The sequence below is a fragment of the Ideonella sp. genome, from assembly GCF_041914305.1.
Lineage (GTDB): Bacteria > Pseudomonadota > Gammaproteobacteria > Burkholderiales > Burkholderiaceae_C > Ideonella.
The window spans coordinates 250,117-264,225 of record NZ_JAYSDQ010000007.1; the positions used below are offsets into that span (position 1 = coordinate 250,117).

At 70.2% G+C, this 14,109-nt stretch carries 15 protein-coding genes; 10 read left to right on the forward strand and 5 right to left on the reverse strand.

The window, feature by feature from the left end; translation table 11 throughout:
- Nucleotides 1-24: 24 nt before the first annotated feature.
- Nucleotides 25-624 carry a hypothetical protein gene (locus ACE3SG_RS12035; protein ID WP_374565242.1) on the forward strand — a complete coding sequence of 200 codons (600 nt, stop codon included), beginning with the start codon at nucleotides 25-27 and terminating at the stop codon, nucleotides 622-624.
- A gap of 188 nt (nucleotides 625-812) precedes the next feature.
- Here the strand turns inward: ACE3SG_RS12035 and ACE3SG_RS12040 are convergent, their stop codons facing one another.
- The gene (locus tag ACE3SG_RS12040; RefSeq protein WP_374565244.1) at nucleotides 813-2,030 is read right to left on the reverse strand and encodes a murein transglycosylase A; all 1,218 of its coding nucleotides are present in this window, start codon (nucleotides 2,028-2,030) and stop codon (nucleotides 813-815) included.
- Between ACE3SG_RS12040 and ACE3SG_RS12045 the strand changes: the two genes are divergently transcribed.
- The gene (locus ACE3SG_RS12045; RefSeq protein WP_374565246.1) at nucleotides 2,029-2,178 is read left to right on the forward strand and encodes a hypothetical protein; all 150 of its coding nucleotides are present in this window, start codon (nucleotides 2,029-2,031) and stop codon (nucleotides 2,176-2,178) included. The two genes, ACE3SG_RS12040 and ACE3SG_RS12045, sit on opposite strands and share 2 nt — an antisense overlap.
- Here the strand turns inward: ACE3SG_RS12045 and ACE3SG_RS12050 are convergent, their stop codons facing one another.
- Entirely contained in the window at nucleotides 2,179-4,245 is a 2,067-nt protein-coding gene (locus ACE3SG_RS12050) for a site-specific recombinase (protein WP_374565248.1), read from the reverse strand. It abuts the gene before it with no gap.
- Complete coding sequence (apaG, locus tag ACE3SG_RS12055; protein ID WP_374565250.1) at nucleotides 4,245-4,619, reverse strand: Co2+/Mg2+ efflux protein ApaG; 375 nt, start codon at nucleotides 4,617-4,619, stop codon at nucleotides 4,245-4,247. Before apaG ends, ACE3SG_RS12050 begins: the two co-directional genes overlap by 1 nt.
- Nucleotides 4,620-4,690: 71 nt before the next feature.
- Here apaG and rpe point away from each other — a divergent pair, with 71 nt between their 5' ends.
- Both rpe and gph read left to right on the forward strand, forming a co-directional pair.
- Nucleotides 4,691-5,374, forward strand: a complete 684-nt coding sequence (gene rpe, locus ACE3SG_RS12060; protein ID WP_374565251.1) for a ribulose-phosphate 3-epimerase — start codon at nucleotides 4,691-4,693, stop codon at nucleotides 5,372-5,374.
- Nucleotides 5,371-6,132, forward strand: a complete 762-nt coding sequence (gene gph, locus ACE3SG_RS12065) for a phosphoglycolate phosphatase (protein WP_374565253.1) — start codon at nucleotides 5,371-5,373, stop codon at nucleotides 6,130-6,132. Before rpe ends, gph begins: the two co-directional genes overlap by 4 nt.
- A 35-nt stretch (nucleotides 6,133-6,167) precedes the next feature.
- Here the strand turns inward: gph and ACE3SG_RS12070 are convergent, their stop codons facing one another.
- A complete protein-coding gene (locus ACE3SG_RS12070; RefSeq protein WP_374565255.1) occupies nucleotides 6,168-7,049 on the reverse strand; it encodes a TonB family protein in 882 nt (293 codons plus the stop codon).
- 180 nt (nucleotides 7,050-7,229) lie between these two features.
- A complete protein-coding gene (locus tag ACE3SG_RS12075; RefSeq protein WP_374565267.1) occupies nucleotides 7,230-7,817 on the reverse strand; it encodes a chalcone isomerase family protein in 588 nt (195 codons plus the stop codon).
- 439 nt (nucleotides 7,818-8,256) lie between these two features.
- On the opposite strand from ACE3SG_RS12075, the gene trpE reads away from it, so the two are divergent.
- The 6 genes from trpE to ACE3SG_RS12105 are packed head-to-tail and all read left to right on the forward strand — an operon-like array spanning nucleotide 8,257 to nucleotide 14,002.
- The gene (trpE, locus tag ACE3SG_RS12080) at nucleotides 8,257-9,732 is read left to right on the forward strand and encodes an anthranilate synthase component I (RefSeq protein ID WP_374565257.1); all 1,476 of its coding nucleotides are present in this window, start codon (nucleotides 8,257-8,259) and stop codon (nucleotides 9,730-9,732) included.
- Nucleotides 9,733-9,744: 12 nt separating this feature from the next.
- On the forward strand, nucleotides 9,745-10,344 hold the full coding sequence (locus ACE3SG_RS12085) for an aminodeoxychorismate/anthranilate synthase component II (protein WP_374565258.1): 600 nt from the start codon (nucleotides 9,745-9,747) through the stop codon (nucleotides 10,342-10,344).
- Nucleotides 10,341-11,402, forward strand: coding sequence for a low-specificity L-threonine aldolase (gene ltaE / locus ACE3SG_RS12090; protein WP_374565259.1), 1,062 nt, complete (start codon nucleotides 10,341-10,343; stop codon nucleotides 11,400-11,402). The genes ACE3SG_RS12085 and ltaE overlap by 4 nt, the downstream gene beginning before the upstream one ends.
- Before the next feature lie 5 nt (nucleotides 11,403-11,407).
- Entirely contained in the window at nucleotides 11,408-12,448 is a 1,041-nt protein-coding gene (gene trpD, locus ACE3SG_RS12095; RefSeq protein ID WP_374565260.1) for an anthranilate phosphoribosyltransferase, read from the forward strand.
- An 8-nt stretch (nucleotides 12,449-12,456) separates the two neighbouring features.
- On the forward strand, nucleotides 12,457-13,245 hold the full coding sequence (gene trpC, locus ACE3SG_RS12100) for an indole-3-glycerol phosphate synthase TrpC (RefSeq protein WP_374565269.1): 789 nt from the start codon (nucleotides 12,457-12,459) through the stop codon (nucleotides 13,243-13,245).
- A gap of 1 nt (nucleotide 13,246) precedes the next feature.
- Nucleotides 13,247-14,002 (forward strand): uracil-DNA glycosylase, encoded by a 756-nt coding sequence (locus ACE3SG_RS12105; RefSeq protein WP_374565261.1) that lies wholly within the window; start codon nucleotides 13,247-13,249, stop codon nucleotides 14,000-14,002.
- Nucleotides 14,003-14,109 lie beyond the last annotated feature (107 nt).

Below are 14,109 nucleotides of genomic sequence, written 5' to 3' on the forward strand. Positions count from 1 at the left end.
GTCATGTTGTGTTGGAGCCGCCCGGTGTTGACGCGCCGCCACCTGTTGCTGGCCGGCCTGATGGTCGCGATCGCCAGCGCGCAGGCCGCCACGCCGCCGCCGGCGGTCAACTTCAGCCTGCAGTGGCGTGTGGTGCCGTGGCCTTCGCCACCGGTGCCGGTGACGGCGCCCGGCTCGGTCACGGTGTCGACGACCAGCCCGGCCACCGCCCCGCCCGGCTCACAGACCACCCGCACGGCGACCCCTGAGACGCCCGCGCCGCGGCTGCTCGTGCGCAACGGCGGCCAGGCACAGATCGCCCTGCAGCGCGACGAGCTGTCGGCCCAGCCCGATTGGGCATGGACGGCGCTGGGCCAGGGCATCGAAAGCCGCACCCGCCGCCACGGCCAGCGCGACGCGCTGTGGGTGCAGGTGCAATGGCCCGGCGGCTCCGCGCCGGCGCAACTGAGCTTCCGCTTCGAACACCCGCTGCCCGACACGGCCGACACCCCTCGTGGCGATGCCGCCCATCAACTCGACGGCGACCTGTTGCTGCAGCTGGACCAATGGCAAGAGGTCGGCCACTGGTCGGCGCCCGACGGCACCGGCCAAGCCCTTCAACTTCGCCTCAACCGCCTGCCTTAGCGGCCCGGCGCAGCCCGGGCCCTCCAAGTGGCGTGCGCGGATCCGGCTTTGCCGGTCCGCTGCGCGGTCTTGCAGACCGCGGCGGGCCAGTGGCCCGCCCCTTCGCCAGGCACGAAAGGTCCACTGGACCTTTCATGTCCGGGCTCAGCCCCCTCGGGGGGCGGCCCCTGGCAAGGGGCGTGGGGGCATCATTTCGGCCAGAGGGCCCACGCCCTGAGCGGCTGCTTCATCCGCCCGGCCTGTGCCTCGGCCTCGTCTCCCCAGCCCCAGAAGTAGTCGGCGCGCACCGCGCCGACGATCGCGCCACCGGTGTCCTGCGCCATCACCAGCCGTTGCAGCGGCTTGTTCGACAGCGGCTCGGTCGCATCGAGCCAGACCGGTGTGCCATAGGGCACCGACAACGGGTCGACCGCGATCGAGCGGCCCGGGGTCAGCGGCACACCCTGCGCCCCCTTGGGCCCCAGCGCCGGGTCGGGCAGCGGCTCTTCGCGGAAGAACACGGTGCGCGGGTTCTGCCACAGCGCCTCGTTGATGCGCCGGGGGTTGCGCTTCATCCAGTCCTTGATCGCGGGCCAGCTGGCCTCGCCGGCGAGCAGTTCGCCCTGGTCGATGAGCCAGCGGCCGACCGAGCGGTAGGGCTGGTCGTTGTGGCCGGCGAAGGCCAGGCGCTGCAGGCGCACGCTGCCGTCGGGCTCGACCACGCGCAGGCGGCCCGAGCCTTGCACCTGCAGCACCAGCGCATCGAGCGGGTCTTCGACATAGGCGATCTCGCGGCCCTTCAGGCCGGCCTGCGCGGCCGGCAGCGTGTCCAGCTCCTGCCGCGTCCAGTAGGGCTTGCGCTGGCCCAGGTCGCCCGGCGTGCCGTACAGCGCGACCTTGCGGATGCGCGTCGGCTTGCGACTGGCGTCGACCAGCGGCTCGAAGTAGCCGGTCACCAGGCCGGCCGGGTCGCCCTCGGGCGACTCGATGCGGTAGACCTTGAAGCGCTGCTCCAGCCACTGCCGGGCCTGCTGGTCGTCGGCCGGGAAGAACTGGCGCGACTGCGCGCAGACCGTGGCCCAGCCCTCGGCCAGCGCGGCGCTGCCGTTGGTGCCGCAGCTCAGGCGCAGCGCGGGCCACAGCTCGGCCACGCGGTCCTGGCCCCAACCGGGCAGCTCGGCAAAACTCGACGGCACCCAGCGCGCGTGGCCGCGCTCGAGCGTGCCGGGCGGTGCGGGCACCGGGGCACTGGCGGCCGAGGCGGGTGCCGCGGGCGCGCCGGGCACGGCGCCCCGGTCTTCCACCGGCACCGGCGGCTGGCGTTGCAGCACCGAGCACGACGCCAGCAGCGCGAGGCTCAACAGGGTGCCGACGGTGCGGGACGACAATCGGCGGCGGGCGCCGCCATGGCGCGGGAAAGTGGACATGGGTTGGTTGATCTTCGAAGCGCTGGCCGCCGGCGGGGTGCTGGTCTTCATCGTCTGGTGGACGATGTTCTCGGGCCGGCGTGGCGGCGAACCGGCAGACACGGAGCAGGGCGGGGACAGCGCATCGGGCAAGAACGATCCGGGTTGATCAGGGCGGGGCCGGGCGGGCCTCGGCTGGCGGCAGCAGAAAGCTGGCCGGCGCGCGGCGCCAGCGCCGGCGCAGCGCCGCATACAGGCGGCCGCGGTCGTTGACGCGCAGCCCGCGCGAGGCCAGCGCCACCTTGAACGCCAGCGTGAAGCTGACGCTCAGGTTCAGCACCCCGACCAGCGGGATCGACGCCAGGCACCACCAGAAGTCGGGCTCTTGCAGCAGCGCCGGCCCCAACGCGCCCAGCGCAGCCGCCAACTGGCCCATCGACAGCGTGACGTGGCGCACCTCGACGGCCAAGCCAAAGAACGCGCCGAGCACCGGCACCAGCCCCAGCATGAAGCCCAGCGACACATTGGCCGCGAGGCCTGAGATGTGTTGCCGCCACCAGAGCGCCCAGCGCTGGGCGCGCTCGGGCCCGAGCCGGTCGCGGATGCGCGGGTTCCAGGCGATCGCGCTGTCCAGCCGGTGGAAGACGAACCAGTTCTCGACCCAGCCGGCGATCAGGCTGGCGGCGAACAGCAGCACGCCGGTGAAGGCGGCAAAGAACAGCGTCGGGCCCAGCAGGTGCAGCGAATGCAGCACATAGTGCGCCTGCTTCTCGCCGACCAACGGCGCGCCCAGCACCCACCAGGCCAGGCCCTGCATCGCCAGCACCACCGGCACCACGCCGGCCAGGTTGCCGGCGATGCCGGCCACCTGCGAGCGCAGCAGGTTGGCCACCTCGTCGACGAAGCCCTCGACCGCCTGGTTGCTGGCCGACACGCCCTCGAGCTTGGCGGCCATCGCCGGCGCGGTCATCGCCGGCTGCTTGGTGGCCACCGCCCAGTGCAGCAGGTAGATCAGCACGAAGCTGATCGCGTAGTTGGTGCCGGCCGCGAAGCCGGCCCAGAAGGCCGACAGCGCCAGCGCGCCGAGCCCGAACTTCAGCAGTGCGGTGACTCCGATGACCGCGCCGCCGCCGGTGGCCTGGGCCAGCATCGTGCGGTACTCGGCCCGGTCGCGGGTGATGTAGTGCTCGCCGGTTTCGGCGCTGCGCTCGGTGACCTTGCGCGCCAGCAGCGCGTAGTGGTGGCCGAACAGCCGCGCCACGCCGCGCCGCTCGCTCGCGCAGCGCACCAGCCCGGTCATCAGGTGGCGCAGCTCGGGCGCACCGCGCGGGCCGCAGGCCGCTGCATCGACCGTGGTGTCGGCGGCCAGGTCGCTGACCAGGCAGGCCAGCAACGCCTCGATGCGCTCGCCGCGCTCGCGCAGTTGCTCGACCTGGAACACCAGGTCGACCGAGACGCCGTGCTCGTCCAGATGGCCACGCACGCTGGCGGCAGCTTCGCGGCAGGCGTCGAGCACCGCGCGCAGGTAGCCCGCCTGCTGCAGCCGGGCGCTGCCGTCGTCGCCATCGCGGTGGCCGGCCCGCAGCGCCTCGGCCGCCTGCACGACCTGGTGGAAGGGCCGGTCGGCCAGCAGCGCTTCGTCCATCCGCAGGCGCATCGGCCCCGACAGGCCGGACGCACGGATCTGGCTGGCCAGCAGCTGGATCGACTCGACCATCGGTTCGCGCCAAGGCTCTTCACCCGGCGGCGAGGCCGGCACCGCCAGCGCCAGCAGGCGCTCGATCGTCGCATCGTCGATCGCGGCCACCCAGTCGGCATCCGCCGGGCTGCCGAACAGCTGCGGGAAGAGGGCGCCGAGGTCGGTCGTCTGCGGCGTGCCGGGCAGGCAGGCCAGGCGCAGGCGCTCGGCCAGTTCGCTGACGAAGCCGTGGCGCGGCGCGAAGCCGAAGTCGGCCAGCAGGCCGGTCGCATCGAGCCGGGCGAAGATGGCGCGCCACAGGGCGCTGATCTGGGCGCGGTGCTCGGGGTGGCGCTCGACCACGTCGATGAACAAGCGCAGGCGCTGCACCGGCCAGGGCGTGGCGGGGTCTGCCGTCTCGCCCGGGCTGTCGCCGGCGCTGGTCGGCCCCGGTGAGCGCAGCCATTGCAGCCAGCGCACCAGCCACAGGTGCTGCTCGGCGGCCGGCGCCCGCGGGTCGGCGGCGTTGAGCAGCGCGCTCAGGTCCCAGCGCGTCATCAATGCAGGGCTTGGGCTTGCGACAGTTCGAACGCGGGCACCGGTGTGTCGAACCAGTGCGCGTCGTCGGTGATGCAGAAGAAGGTGCCGTGCATGCGGCCCCGGGGCGTGGCGATGCGTGTCCAGCTGGTGTATTCGAACTGCTCGCCGGGCTTGAGCACCGGCTGGTGCCCGACGACCGCCAGGCCGCGCACCTCTTCGACCCGGCCGCTGCTGTCGGTGATGACCCAGTGGCGGGCGACCAGTTGACCGGTGATGTTGCCTTCGTTGCGGACTGTGATGGTGTACGAAAAGGCGAACACGTCGTCGGCGCTGGACGATTGTTCGGGCAGGTACTGGGTGACCACCGAGACGGTGAATTTCGGCGTGCTCATGGGTGCATTCTAGAAAGCCTGCCCCGGGCGGCTCCTAAAATTGCCCCTTTGCGTCTCGAACTGCGCCCGCCATGAGCCGAACCTACCGCATCGCGCCCAGCATCCTGTCGGCCGATTTCGCCCGCCTGGGCCAAGAGGTGCGCGACGTGCTCGCGGCCGGCGCCGACTGGATCCACTTCGACGTGATGGACAACCATTACGTGCCGAACCTGACCTTCGGCCCGATGGTCTGCCAGGCGCTCAAGCCCCACTCGGTCAAGCCCGATGGCGCCAAGGCGCCGATCGACGTGCACCTGATGGTGCAGCCGGTCGACGCGCTGGCACAGGCCTTTGCCAAGGCCGGCGCCGACCTGGTGAGCTTTCACCCCGACGCCAGCACCCATGTCGACCGCACGCTGCAGCTGATCAAGGCCGAGGGCGCGCAGGCTGGCTTGGTGTTCAACCCGGCCGAGCCGATCGACGTGCTCGAGTGGGTGATCGACAAGGTCGACCTGGTGCTGATCATGAGCGTCAACCCCGGCTTCGGCGGCCAGAGCTTCATCGACAGCGCGCTGCGCAAGACCGAGAAGGTGCGCCGCCTGATCGATGCGACCGGCCGCGACATCCGGCTCGAGGTCGACGGCGGCATCAAGGTCGACAACATCCGCCGCGTTGCCGACGCTGGCGCCGACACCTTTGTTGCCGGCAGCGCGATCTTCGGCCAGAAGGACTACAAGCAGGTCATCGACGCGATGCGGGCCGAGCTGGCGCGATGAGTGAGACCGGTGGGCGGTGGGACGAACGGGCCGCCGCGCCGGGCCGCCCCAAGCAAGGCCCGACCCTCTCGGAGGGTGGCTCGCCGTACCCGGCGAGCCGGGTGCTGTATGACGCCGCGCTGGTCGACCTCGACGGCACGCTGGTCGACACGGTCGGCGACTTCGAGGTGGCGTTGGCGCGCATGCTGGCCGACCTCGGCCTGCCGGCGGTCGGGCGGCCTTTCATCGAGCGCACCGTCGGGCGGGGCTCGGAACACCTGATCCGCGAGACCCTGGCCGCGGTCGGCGGGGCGCCGGCGCTGTACGAGCCGGCCTGGGCCCACTACCAGCGGCATTACGAGGGTATCAATGGCCACCACTCGGCGGTTTATCCCGGCGTGCTCGAAGGCCTGGCGCAGCTGCGCTCGGCCGGCTTGCGCTTGGCCTGCCTGACCAACAAGCCCGCCGCCTTCGCGCGCGACCTGCTGCAGCGCAAAGGCCTGTCAGGCTGGTTCGAACACTGCTTCGGAGGGGATTCGTTCGAGCGCAAGAAGCCCGACCCGCTGCCCTTGCGCAAGGCCTGCGAGGCGCTCGGCTCGGTGCCGGGGCGCACCTTGATGATCGGCGATTCGCGCAACGACGTGCAGGCGGCGCGCGGCGCCGGTTGCCCGGTGGTGCTGGTGCGTTACGGCTACAACCACGGCGAACCGGCCGAGTCGGCCGGCGCCGACCGGGTGGTCGACCGGTTGGACGAGATCGTGCAGTCGGTCTCGGCCTGAGAGCGCGGGGCTCGGGGCCCGGCCCTGCTTCCGACTCAGCTGTCGAGGTCGAAGCCCAGGTCCACCACCGCGCTGCGGGGGCTGCGCACCGGCTGGAAGCGCCAGGCGGCCACCGCCTCCAGCGCCGCTTCGTTGAGACTGCGGTTCGTGGTCAGCACGACCGTCGGGTTGGCGACGCTGCCGTCCGGCTGCACTTCGAAACGCACTTGCACGCTGCCCTTGCGCAGGCGGCGCATCACGGTGGTCGGGAATTCCGGCTCGCCGGCGCTCACCAGCGCAAGCGGCTGCTCGTCCGGCTCTTCGACCGGCGCCGGCGCCGTGGCCGTGCGGGCGGCTTCGGTGGCGGCCGCCGCGCCCGATGGCGCGGCCAGGCCTGCGCTGCCCGCCACCGCGGCGCTGGTGCCGCCCGCGCTCAAGGGCGGCGGCGCCGACAGCGTCAACGTGGCCTCGATCGGCGCGCTCGCCGCCGCTGTGGCGGCCGCGGTGGCTGCCAGGTTGCTGGCGGTGCCGCCGGTGCTCGCTGGCGCGCCGCCGTTGCTGCTGCTGCTGCTGCTGCTGCTGCTGCTGCTGCTGTTGGCGGCCAGGACGGCGCCACCGCCGGATGGCGTCGGGGCGCTCGGTGCCGGGCGTGCCGGGGCCGCCGCGGCGGTGTTGGTGACGGGCTTGACTTCGACGATGCGCGGCGCCGGCTTGGCCGGGCCGCTGTCGGTCTTCTGCGCGTTCAGGCGGATCCAGTACAGCGGGCTGGCCGCGTCCTTCTTCACCCGCTCGCTGACGCTCGGGTCGGCCGGGCCCGCGGCCGATGCTGCAGGCGCCGCCGGCGTCGTCTGGCCCATGGCCAGCAGGGGGTGGAGCAACGCGGCCGCCAGGCTCACGGAGCCACTGGCGATCGTCAGGCGTCGGGCAAAGTACGTCATCGGCGTCATCACGAGAAGCCGGCTGCCCATCATGGCGGGCACACCCCGGCAATTACGACTCGAACAGACGCGGATCACGCGCCCGCCCGCTACTTCAACATCAACCCATCAACCGCGAAACGGTACATCGAAACGCCGGCCGCGCGGGGCGCGCGGACACAAGCAAGAAACGTTCACTCACTAATCGTTGCCGCCGCGGCCGCTGCTGCGAGCCTTGCCCAGCAGTGCGTCCTTCAGCAGGTTATCGGCCGGCGAGGGGCCCAGCCAAAGGCTCAGGAGCGCGGTGTAGAACTCGGGTTCCTTGATCGGCTCGGACTCGACCTTGCCGTTGACCGAGATCAGCGTGCCGGTGCCCGGCAGCCAGTCGACCGTGAAGGCATCGCCCGCTCCCAGCTTCTTGCGCTTGGAGAACAGGTCGGCCATCTTGATGGTGCCGTTGATGGATTTGGCGAAGATGTCGCGCGGAGAGTTCTTCTCCATGCCTTGGGTGAACAGCTTGCCCAGTTCATTGCCGTCGATTTCGCGCAGCATCACGATGTGCACGCGCCGCGGCCCATTGGTGGCGCCGTAAATCTGCTCGGCGGAGTTCATCTTGGCCGGCAGGTACAGCCCGGCGGTGTAGACCTTGAAGATGGCCTTGTAGCGAATGCCCGCGCCATTGAGCTGCAGCTTGCTGCCGCCCACCTGCTCGACGGTCTCGTACTTGACGCCCGCCAGATCGACGGTATCGGCTTGTGCCGACGACAAGCACGCCAATGAAACAGCCATTCCGAGCAGAGCGCTCGAACCCAGACGACGCCACATGGGCACGACCTTTCCGATTATCTTGTTCGCAGGGGTACCCTCAACAAAACACGTACGAACCCCTGGGTGAGGCCGCAAAGTGTGAATCAGTGTTACGAGGATGTCCATGCGTCGGAACCCGAAAAAACACGGACGACTGCTACACTTTCCACATCATGTTCACTTCGCGCAAATGGATGGCGTGGTCGCACGACCGGGGAGCTTGGCCCTGGCGTCGCTGGCCTGCGTGAACCATTTGCCGACGGCACCGCCCTGAGCATCCTCGTGATCGGCGGCGCCCCGGTTCCCACCGGTGGTGCGTGTTGACCCCAGCACGCCCGCCTCGCCAGACCCGGCCCGCCGCCTTGCCTGAGTTTTCGCGCCTGCGAAACCTGGCGCGGGCCCCCGGAAGGACCCGCCCAAAGTGATCACCGAACTCGAATTCCAGAGCCTGGCCGCCCAAGGCCACAACCGCGTCGCGCTCGTCAGCGAGGCCTTTGCCGACCTCGAAACCCCCCTCTCGCTGTACCTGAAACTGGCCGGCGGCCAGAAATACGGTTTCCTGCTCGAATCGGTCGTCGGGGGCGAACGCTTCGGTCGCTATTCGTTCATCGGCCTGCCGGCGCGCACCTTGCTGCGCGCCACCGGGTTCAAGACCGAGGTCGTCACCGACGGCCATGTCGTTGAAACCCACGACGGCAACCCGCTGGACTTCATCGCCGAGTACCAGAAGCGCTTCAAGGTGGCGCTGCGGCCCGGGCTGCCGCGGTTCTGCGGCGGGCTGGCGGGTTACTTCGGCTACGACGCCGTTCGCTACATCGAGCCCAAGCTCGCGGCGACCGACAAGCCGGGCGGCATCGGCACCCCCGACATCCTGCTGTTACAAACCGAGGAGCTGGCGGTCATTGACAACTTGTCGGGCCGGCTTTACTTGATCGTCTACGCCGACCCGGCCCAGCCCGAGGCCTACTTCAAGGCCAAGAAGCGCCTGGCCGAACTGGCCGACAAGCTGAAATACAGCGTCACCGCACCCGCTGTGCGGCGGGGCCCGGCCCATGCGGTGGAGCGTGAGTTCGCCAAGGACGACTACATCGCCGCGGTGCTCAAGAGCAAGGACTACATCGCCGCCGGCGACATGATGCAGGTCCAGATCGGCCAGCGCCTGAAGAAGCGGTTCACCGAATCGCCGCTCAGCCTGTACCGCGCCTTGCGCTCGCTGAACCCGTCGCCCTACATGTATTTCTACGACATGGGCGATTTCCAGATCGTCGGTGCGTCGCCCGAGATCCTGGTCCGCCACGAGCACACGCCCGAAGGCGACAAGATCACGATCCGCCCGCTGGCCGGCACCCGGCCCCGTGGCGCGACGCCCGAGCAGGACAAGGCGCTGGAAGTCGAGCTGAGCGCCGACCCGAAGGAGCGCGCCGAGCACCTGATGCTGATCGACCTGGCGCGCAACGACATCGGCCGCATCGCCAAGACCGGCAGCGTCAAGGTCACCGAGGCCTTCGTCGTCGAGCGTTATTCGCACGTGATGCACATCGTCAGCAACGTCGAAGGGCTGCTGAAAGAGGGCGTCAGCAACCTCGACGTGCTGCGCGCCACCTTCCCGGCCGGCACGCTGACCGGCGCGCCGAAGGTCCGCGCGATGGAGATCATCGACGAGCTCGAGCCGGTCAAGCGTGGCATCTACGGCGGCGCCTGCGGCTACCTCAGCTTCGCCGGCGACATGGACGTGGCGATCGCGATCCGCACCGGCATCGTGAAAGACAACACCTTGTACGTGCAGGCGGCGGCCGGCATCGTGGCCGATTCGGTGCCCGAGCTGGAATGGAAAGAGACCGAGGCGAAGGCGCGGGCAGTGATCCGCGCGGCCGAGCTGGTCGAAGAAGGTTTTTGAAGGAGCGCCGCGATGTTGCTGATGATTGACAACTACGACTCCTTCACCTTCAACCTGGTGCAGTACTTCGGTGAGCTGGGCCAGGAGGTGCGGGTCTTTCGCAATGACGAGATCTCGCTCGAGGACATCGGCGCACTGAGGCCGGACCAGCTGGTGCTGTCGCCCGGGCCGTGTTCGCCGGCCGAAGCCGGCATCTGCGTGCCGGCGATCCAGGCCTTCATCGGCAAGCTGCCGATCCTGGGCGTGTGCCTCGGGCACCAGAGCATCGGTGCGGCGCTGGGCGGCAAGGTCGTGCGGGCCCAGGCCCAGATGCACGGCAAGGCCAGCCGCATCACCACCGACGGCAAGGGTGTCTACCGTGGCCTGCCGAGCGAGTTTTCGGTGATCCGCTACCACTCGCTGGCGATCGAGCGCGAAACCATGCCGAAGGTGCTGGACGTGACCTCGACCAGCGAGGACGGCGAGGTCATGGGGGTACGCCACCGCGAACTGGCCGCCACCGCCACGCCGCTCGAAGGCGTGCAGTTCCACCCCGAGTCGATTCTTTCGGAACACGGCCACGCGATGCTGCGCAATTTCATCGAGATGAGCCGCCAGGAGGCCTTGGCATGACCGCAGTCCAGTACGGCAGTGGCGCCTCGCGGCCCGCGGGCGCGCGGGTGGTCGACCTGCGCAGCGACACCGTCACGCAGCCGACGCCCGCGATGCGCGAGGCGATGATGGCTGCGCCGCTGGGCGACGACGTGTTTGGCGACGACCCGACGGTCAACGCGCTGCAGGAGCGCATCGCGGCGCTGCTCGGCTTCGAGGCCGCGCTGTTCATGCCGACCGGCACCCAGAGCAACCTGTGCGGCTTGCTCGCGCACTGCGGCCGTGGCGACGAATACATCGTCGGCCAGATGGCGCACACCTACCGTTATGAAGGCGGCGGCGGTGCGGTCTTCGGCAGCATCCAGCCGCAGCCCTTGCCGAACCAGCCCGACGGCACGCTGCTGCTGGCCGACATCGAGGCGGCGATCAAGCCCGACGACTCGCACTTTGCGAAGAGCCGGCTGCTGTGCCTGGAAAACACCTGGAACGGCAACGCGCTGCCGCTGGCCTACATCGAGGCCGCGACACAGCTGGCGAAGAAGCGCGGTCTGGCCGCGCACCTTGACGGCGCGCGGCTGTTCAATGCCGCGGTCGCTTCGAAGGTGCCGGCACGCGAGATCACGCGCCATTTCGACAGCGTCTCGGTCTGCTTCAGCAAGGGCCTGGGCGCGCCGATCGGTTCGGCCTTGTGTGGCTCGCGCGACTTCATCGCCCGCGCGCACCGGGTGCGCAAGATGGCCGGCGGCGGCATGCGCCAGGTCGGTCTGCTGGCAGCGGCGGCCGACCATGCGCTGACGCACCACATTGAGCGGCTGGCCGACGACCACGTGCTGGCGCGCCGCCTGGCCGAGGGCATGGCCGGCATCGCCGGGCTGACCGTGACGCCGCCGCAGACCAACATCGTCTTCGCCCAGGTTGCCGACGGCCGCGGCGCCGCGTTGCTGGCGCACCTGAAGGCCCGCGGCGTGCTGGCCACCGGCCTGATCGGCCTGCGCTTCGTGACCCATCTCGATGTGGATGCCGCCGGCATCGACACCGCCATCGCGGCTGTCCGCGAGTTCTTCTCCAACCCGGCTTGACGACCATGAGCATCAGCAACACAGACGCCCTCGTGCGCGTCATCGAGCACCGCGAGATCTTCCACGACGAGATGCTGGCGCTGATGCGCCGCATCATGAGCGGCGAGATGTCGCCGGTGATGATCGCCGCGCTGGCGATCGGCCTGCGTGTCAAGAAAGAGTCGATCGGCGAGATCGCCGCGGCCGCGCAGGTGATGCGTGAGTTCGCCACGCCGGTGGCGGTGGCCGACAAGACGAACCTGGTCGACCTGTGCGGCACCGGAGGCGACGCGGCGCACACCTTCAACATCTCGACTGCGTCGATGCTCGTGGCCGCGGCCGGCGGCGCGCGCATCGCCAAGCACGGCGGGCGCAGCGTGTCGTCCAGCTCGGGCAGCGCCGATGTGCTGGAGGCGCTGGGCGCCTACATCGGCCTGAACGCCGAGCAGGTCGCGGTGTGCCTCGAAGAGTCGGGCATCGCCTTCATGTTCGCGCCCAACCACCATGCGTCGATGAAGCACGCGGCGCCGGTGCGCAAGGAGCTGGGCGTGCGCACGATCTTCAACATCCTCGGCCCGCTGACCAACCCGGCCGGCGCGCCGAACCAGCTGATGGGCGTGTTCCACCCCGACCTGGTCGGCATCCAGGTGCGGGTGCTGCAGCGCCTGGGCTCCGAGCACGTGATGGTGGTCTACGGCATGAACGGCATGGACGAGATCTCGCTGTCCGGCGAGACGATGATCGGCGAGCTGAAGAACGGCGAGGTGAAGGAATACGTCGTGCACCCGAGCGATTTCGGCCTGCCGGTCTACGACTCGCGGGTGCTGAAGGTGGCCAACCAGCAGGAGTCGGTCGAATGCATCCAGCGGGCGCTGGCCAATGAAGACGGCCCCGTGCGCGACATCGTGCTGTTGAACGCCGGCGCGGCCCTGTACTGTGCCAACGTGGCCGGCTCGGTGGCCGAAGGCGTCAAGCGGGCGCGCGAGGCGGTGGCCAGCGGCGCCGCGGCGGCCAAGCTGAGCCAGTTCGTGGCCGTGACCAACCGGTTCCGGCCGGCGGCGGCGTGATGGCGGGCGTGCCGGACATCCTGCGCCGCATCGTCGAGGTCAAGCACGACGAGGTGGCCAAGGCCCGGGTGGCGCGGCCCTTGGCGGCGCTGCGGGCCGAAGCCGAGGCGCGCCGCGACCGCCGCGGCTTTGGCGCGGCGCTGCGGGCCAAGCTGGCCGCTGGCCGCTCGGCGGTGATCGCCGAGGTCAAGAAGGCCAGCCCGAGCAAAGGGGTGCTGCGCGAACACTTCGTGCCGGCCGAGATCGCGATGAGCTACGAGCGCCACGGCGCGGCCTGCCTCAGCGTGCTGACCGACGAATCGTTCTTCCAGGGGGCGACCGCCTACCTGCAACAAGCCCGGGCGGCCTGCGCACTGCCGGTGCTGCGCAAGGACTTCATGGTCGACGAATACCAGGTCGTCGAGGCGGCGGCGATGGGCGCCGACTGCATCCTGCTGATCGCCGCCTGCCTGGGCGATGCGCAGATGGCAGACCTGGAGGCCACGGCCATGGCGCTGGGGCTGGACGTGCTGGTCGAGGTGCACGATGGCGACGAACTGGCCCGTGCGCTGGCGCTGAAGACGCCGCTGGTCGGCATCAACAACCGCGACCTGCGCAGCTTCGAAGTCACTTTGGACACGACGCTGGGCCTGCTGGGGCAGGTGCCGGCTGACCGCCTGCTGGTGACCGAGTCCGGCATCCTGGCGCCGGCCGACGTGCAGCGCATGCGCGCAGCCGGCGTCCATGCCTTCTTGGTCGGCGAAGCGTTCATGCGGGCGCCGGACCCGGGCCGGGCCCTGCAGGCCTTGTTCGGCTGAGATGGGCCTGTTCGACGACGCGGCGGCCGACAACCGGCTGCGCACCCCGCTGCCCGATCTGCTGGATCAGGTCCCGGCCGAATGGCGCCCGGTGGTCGACGCCTGGCGCGCGAGCCCGGCCGGGCAGGCGCTGATCGCGTATGTGGAGCAACGCCGCCGGGCCGGCGCCACCATCTACCCGGCCGATCCGCTGCGCGCGCTGGCCTTGACGCCGCTGGCGGGCGTGCGCGTCGTGATCCTGGGGCAGGACCCGTACCACGGCCCCGGCCAGGCCGAAGGGCTCGCGTTCTCGGTGCCGCCGGGCGTCAAGCCACCGCCCAGCCTGCGCAACATCTTCGTCGAGCTGCAGCGCGAGTTCGGTGGCGCCACTCCCGTCGACGGCCACCTGGGGCATTGGGCACGCCAGGGCGTGCTGCTGCTGAACACCAGCCTGACGGTCGAGGACGGCCAGCCTGCCAGCCATGCCAAACGCGGCTGGGAGGCGCTGACCGATGCCCTGATCCAGGCGGTGGCCTGGCAGCCACGCCGGATCGCCTTCTTGTTGTGGGGCGCCCACGCCCAGGCCAAGGCGGCGCTGATCGAGCAGGCCACGCCGGGCCGGCATCTGTTGCTGACCGCCAACCACCCGTCGCCGCTGTCGGCGCGCCGGCCGCCGCAGCCCTTCATCGGGTGTGGGCATTGGGGCGCGCTGCGCTCGGCCGGCATCGATGTCGACTGGCTGGGTGCCGGGCGTGAAGGGGCCGCCCGATCGGGCTGAAACAGCGACTCGCGCTTGTCACGGGAAGCGTGTTATAGTCTCAGGCTCGCTGCGGAGGGGTGCCCGAGTGGCTAAAGGGGGCAGACTGTAAATCTGTTGGCTTACGC

Excerpts from the sequence above, each read along its gene's own strand:
- ACE3SG_RS12045 (WP_374565246.1), top strand. The coding sequence starts at position 2,029 with ATGGGTTGGTTGATCTTCGAAGCGCTGGCCGCCGGCGGGGTGCTGGTC.
- ACE3SG_RS12040 (WP_374565244.1), bottom strand. The coding sequence starts at position 2,030 with ATGTCCACTTTCCCGCGCCATGGCGGCGCCCGCCGCCGATTGTCGTCC.
- ACE3SG_RS12050 (WP_374565248.1), bottom strand. The coding sequence starts at position 4,245 with ATGACGCGCTGGGACCTGAGCGCGCTGCTCAACGCCGCCGACCCGCGG.
- apaG (WP_374565250.1), bottom strand. The coding sequence starts at position 4,619 with ATGAGCACGCCGAAATTCACCGTCTCGGTGGTCACCCAGTACCTGCCC.
- rpe (WP_374565251.1), top strand. The coding sequence starts at position 4,691 with ATGAGCCGAACCTACCGCATCGCGCCCAGCATCCTGTCGGCCGATTTC.
- gph (WP_374565253.1), top strand. The coding sequence starts at position 5,371 with ATGAGTGAGACCGGTGGGCGGTGGGACGAACGGGCCGCCGCGCCGGGC.
- ACE3SG_RS12070 (WP_374565255.1), bottom strand. The coding sequence starts at position 7,049 with ATGACGTACTTTGCCCGACGCCTGACGATCGCCAGTGGCTCCGTGAGC.
- ACE3SG_RS12075 (WP_374565267.1), bottom strand. The coding sequence starts at position 7,817 with ATGGCTGTTTCATTGGCGTGCTTGTCGTCGGCACAAGCCGATACCGTC.
- ACE3SG_RS12085 (WP_374565258.1), top strand. The coding sequence starts at position 9,745 with ATGTTGCTGATGATTGACAACTACGACTCCTTCACCTTCAACCTGGTG.
- ltaE (WP_374565259.1), top strand. The coding sequence starts at position 10,341 with ATGACCGCAGTCCAGTACGGCAGTGGCGCCTCGCGGCCCGCGGGCGCG.
- trpD (WP_374565260.1), top strand. The coding sequence starts at position 11,408 with ATGAGCATCAGCAACACAGACGCCCTCGTGCGCGTCATCGAGCACCGC.
- ACE3SG_RS12105 (WP_374565261.1), top strand. The coding sequence starts at position 13,247 with ATGGGCCTGTTCGACGACGCGGCGGCCGACAACCGGCTGCGCACCCCG.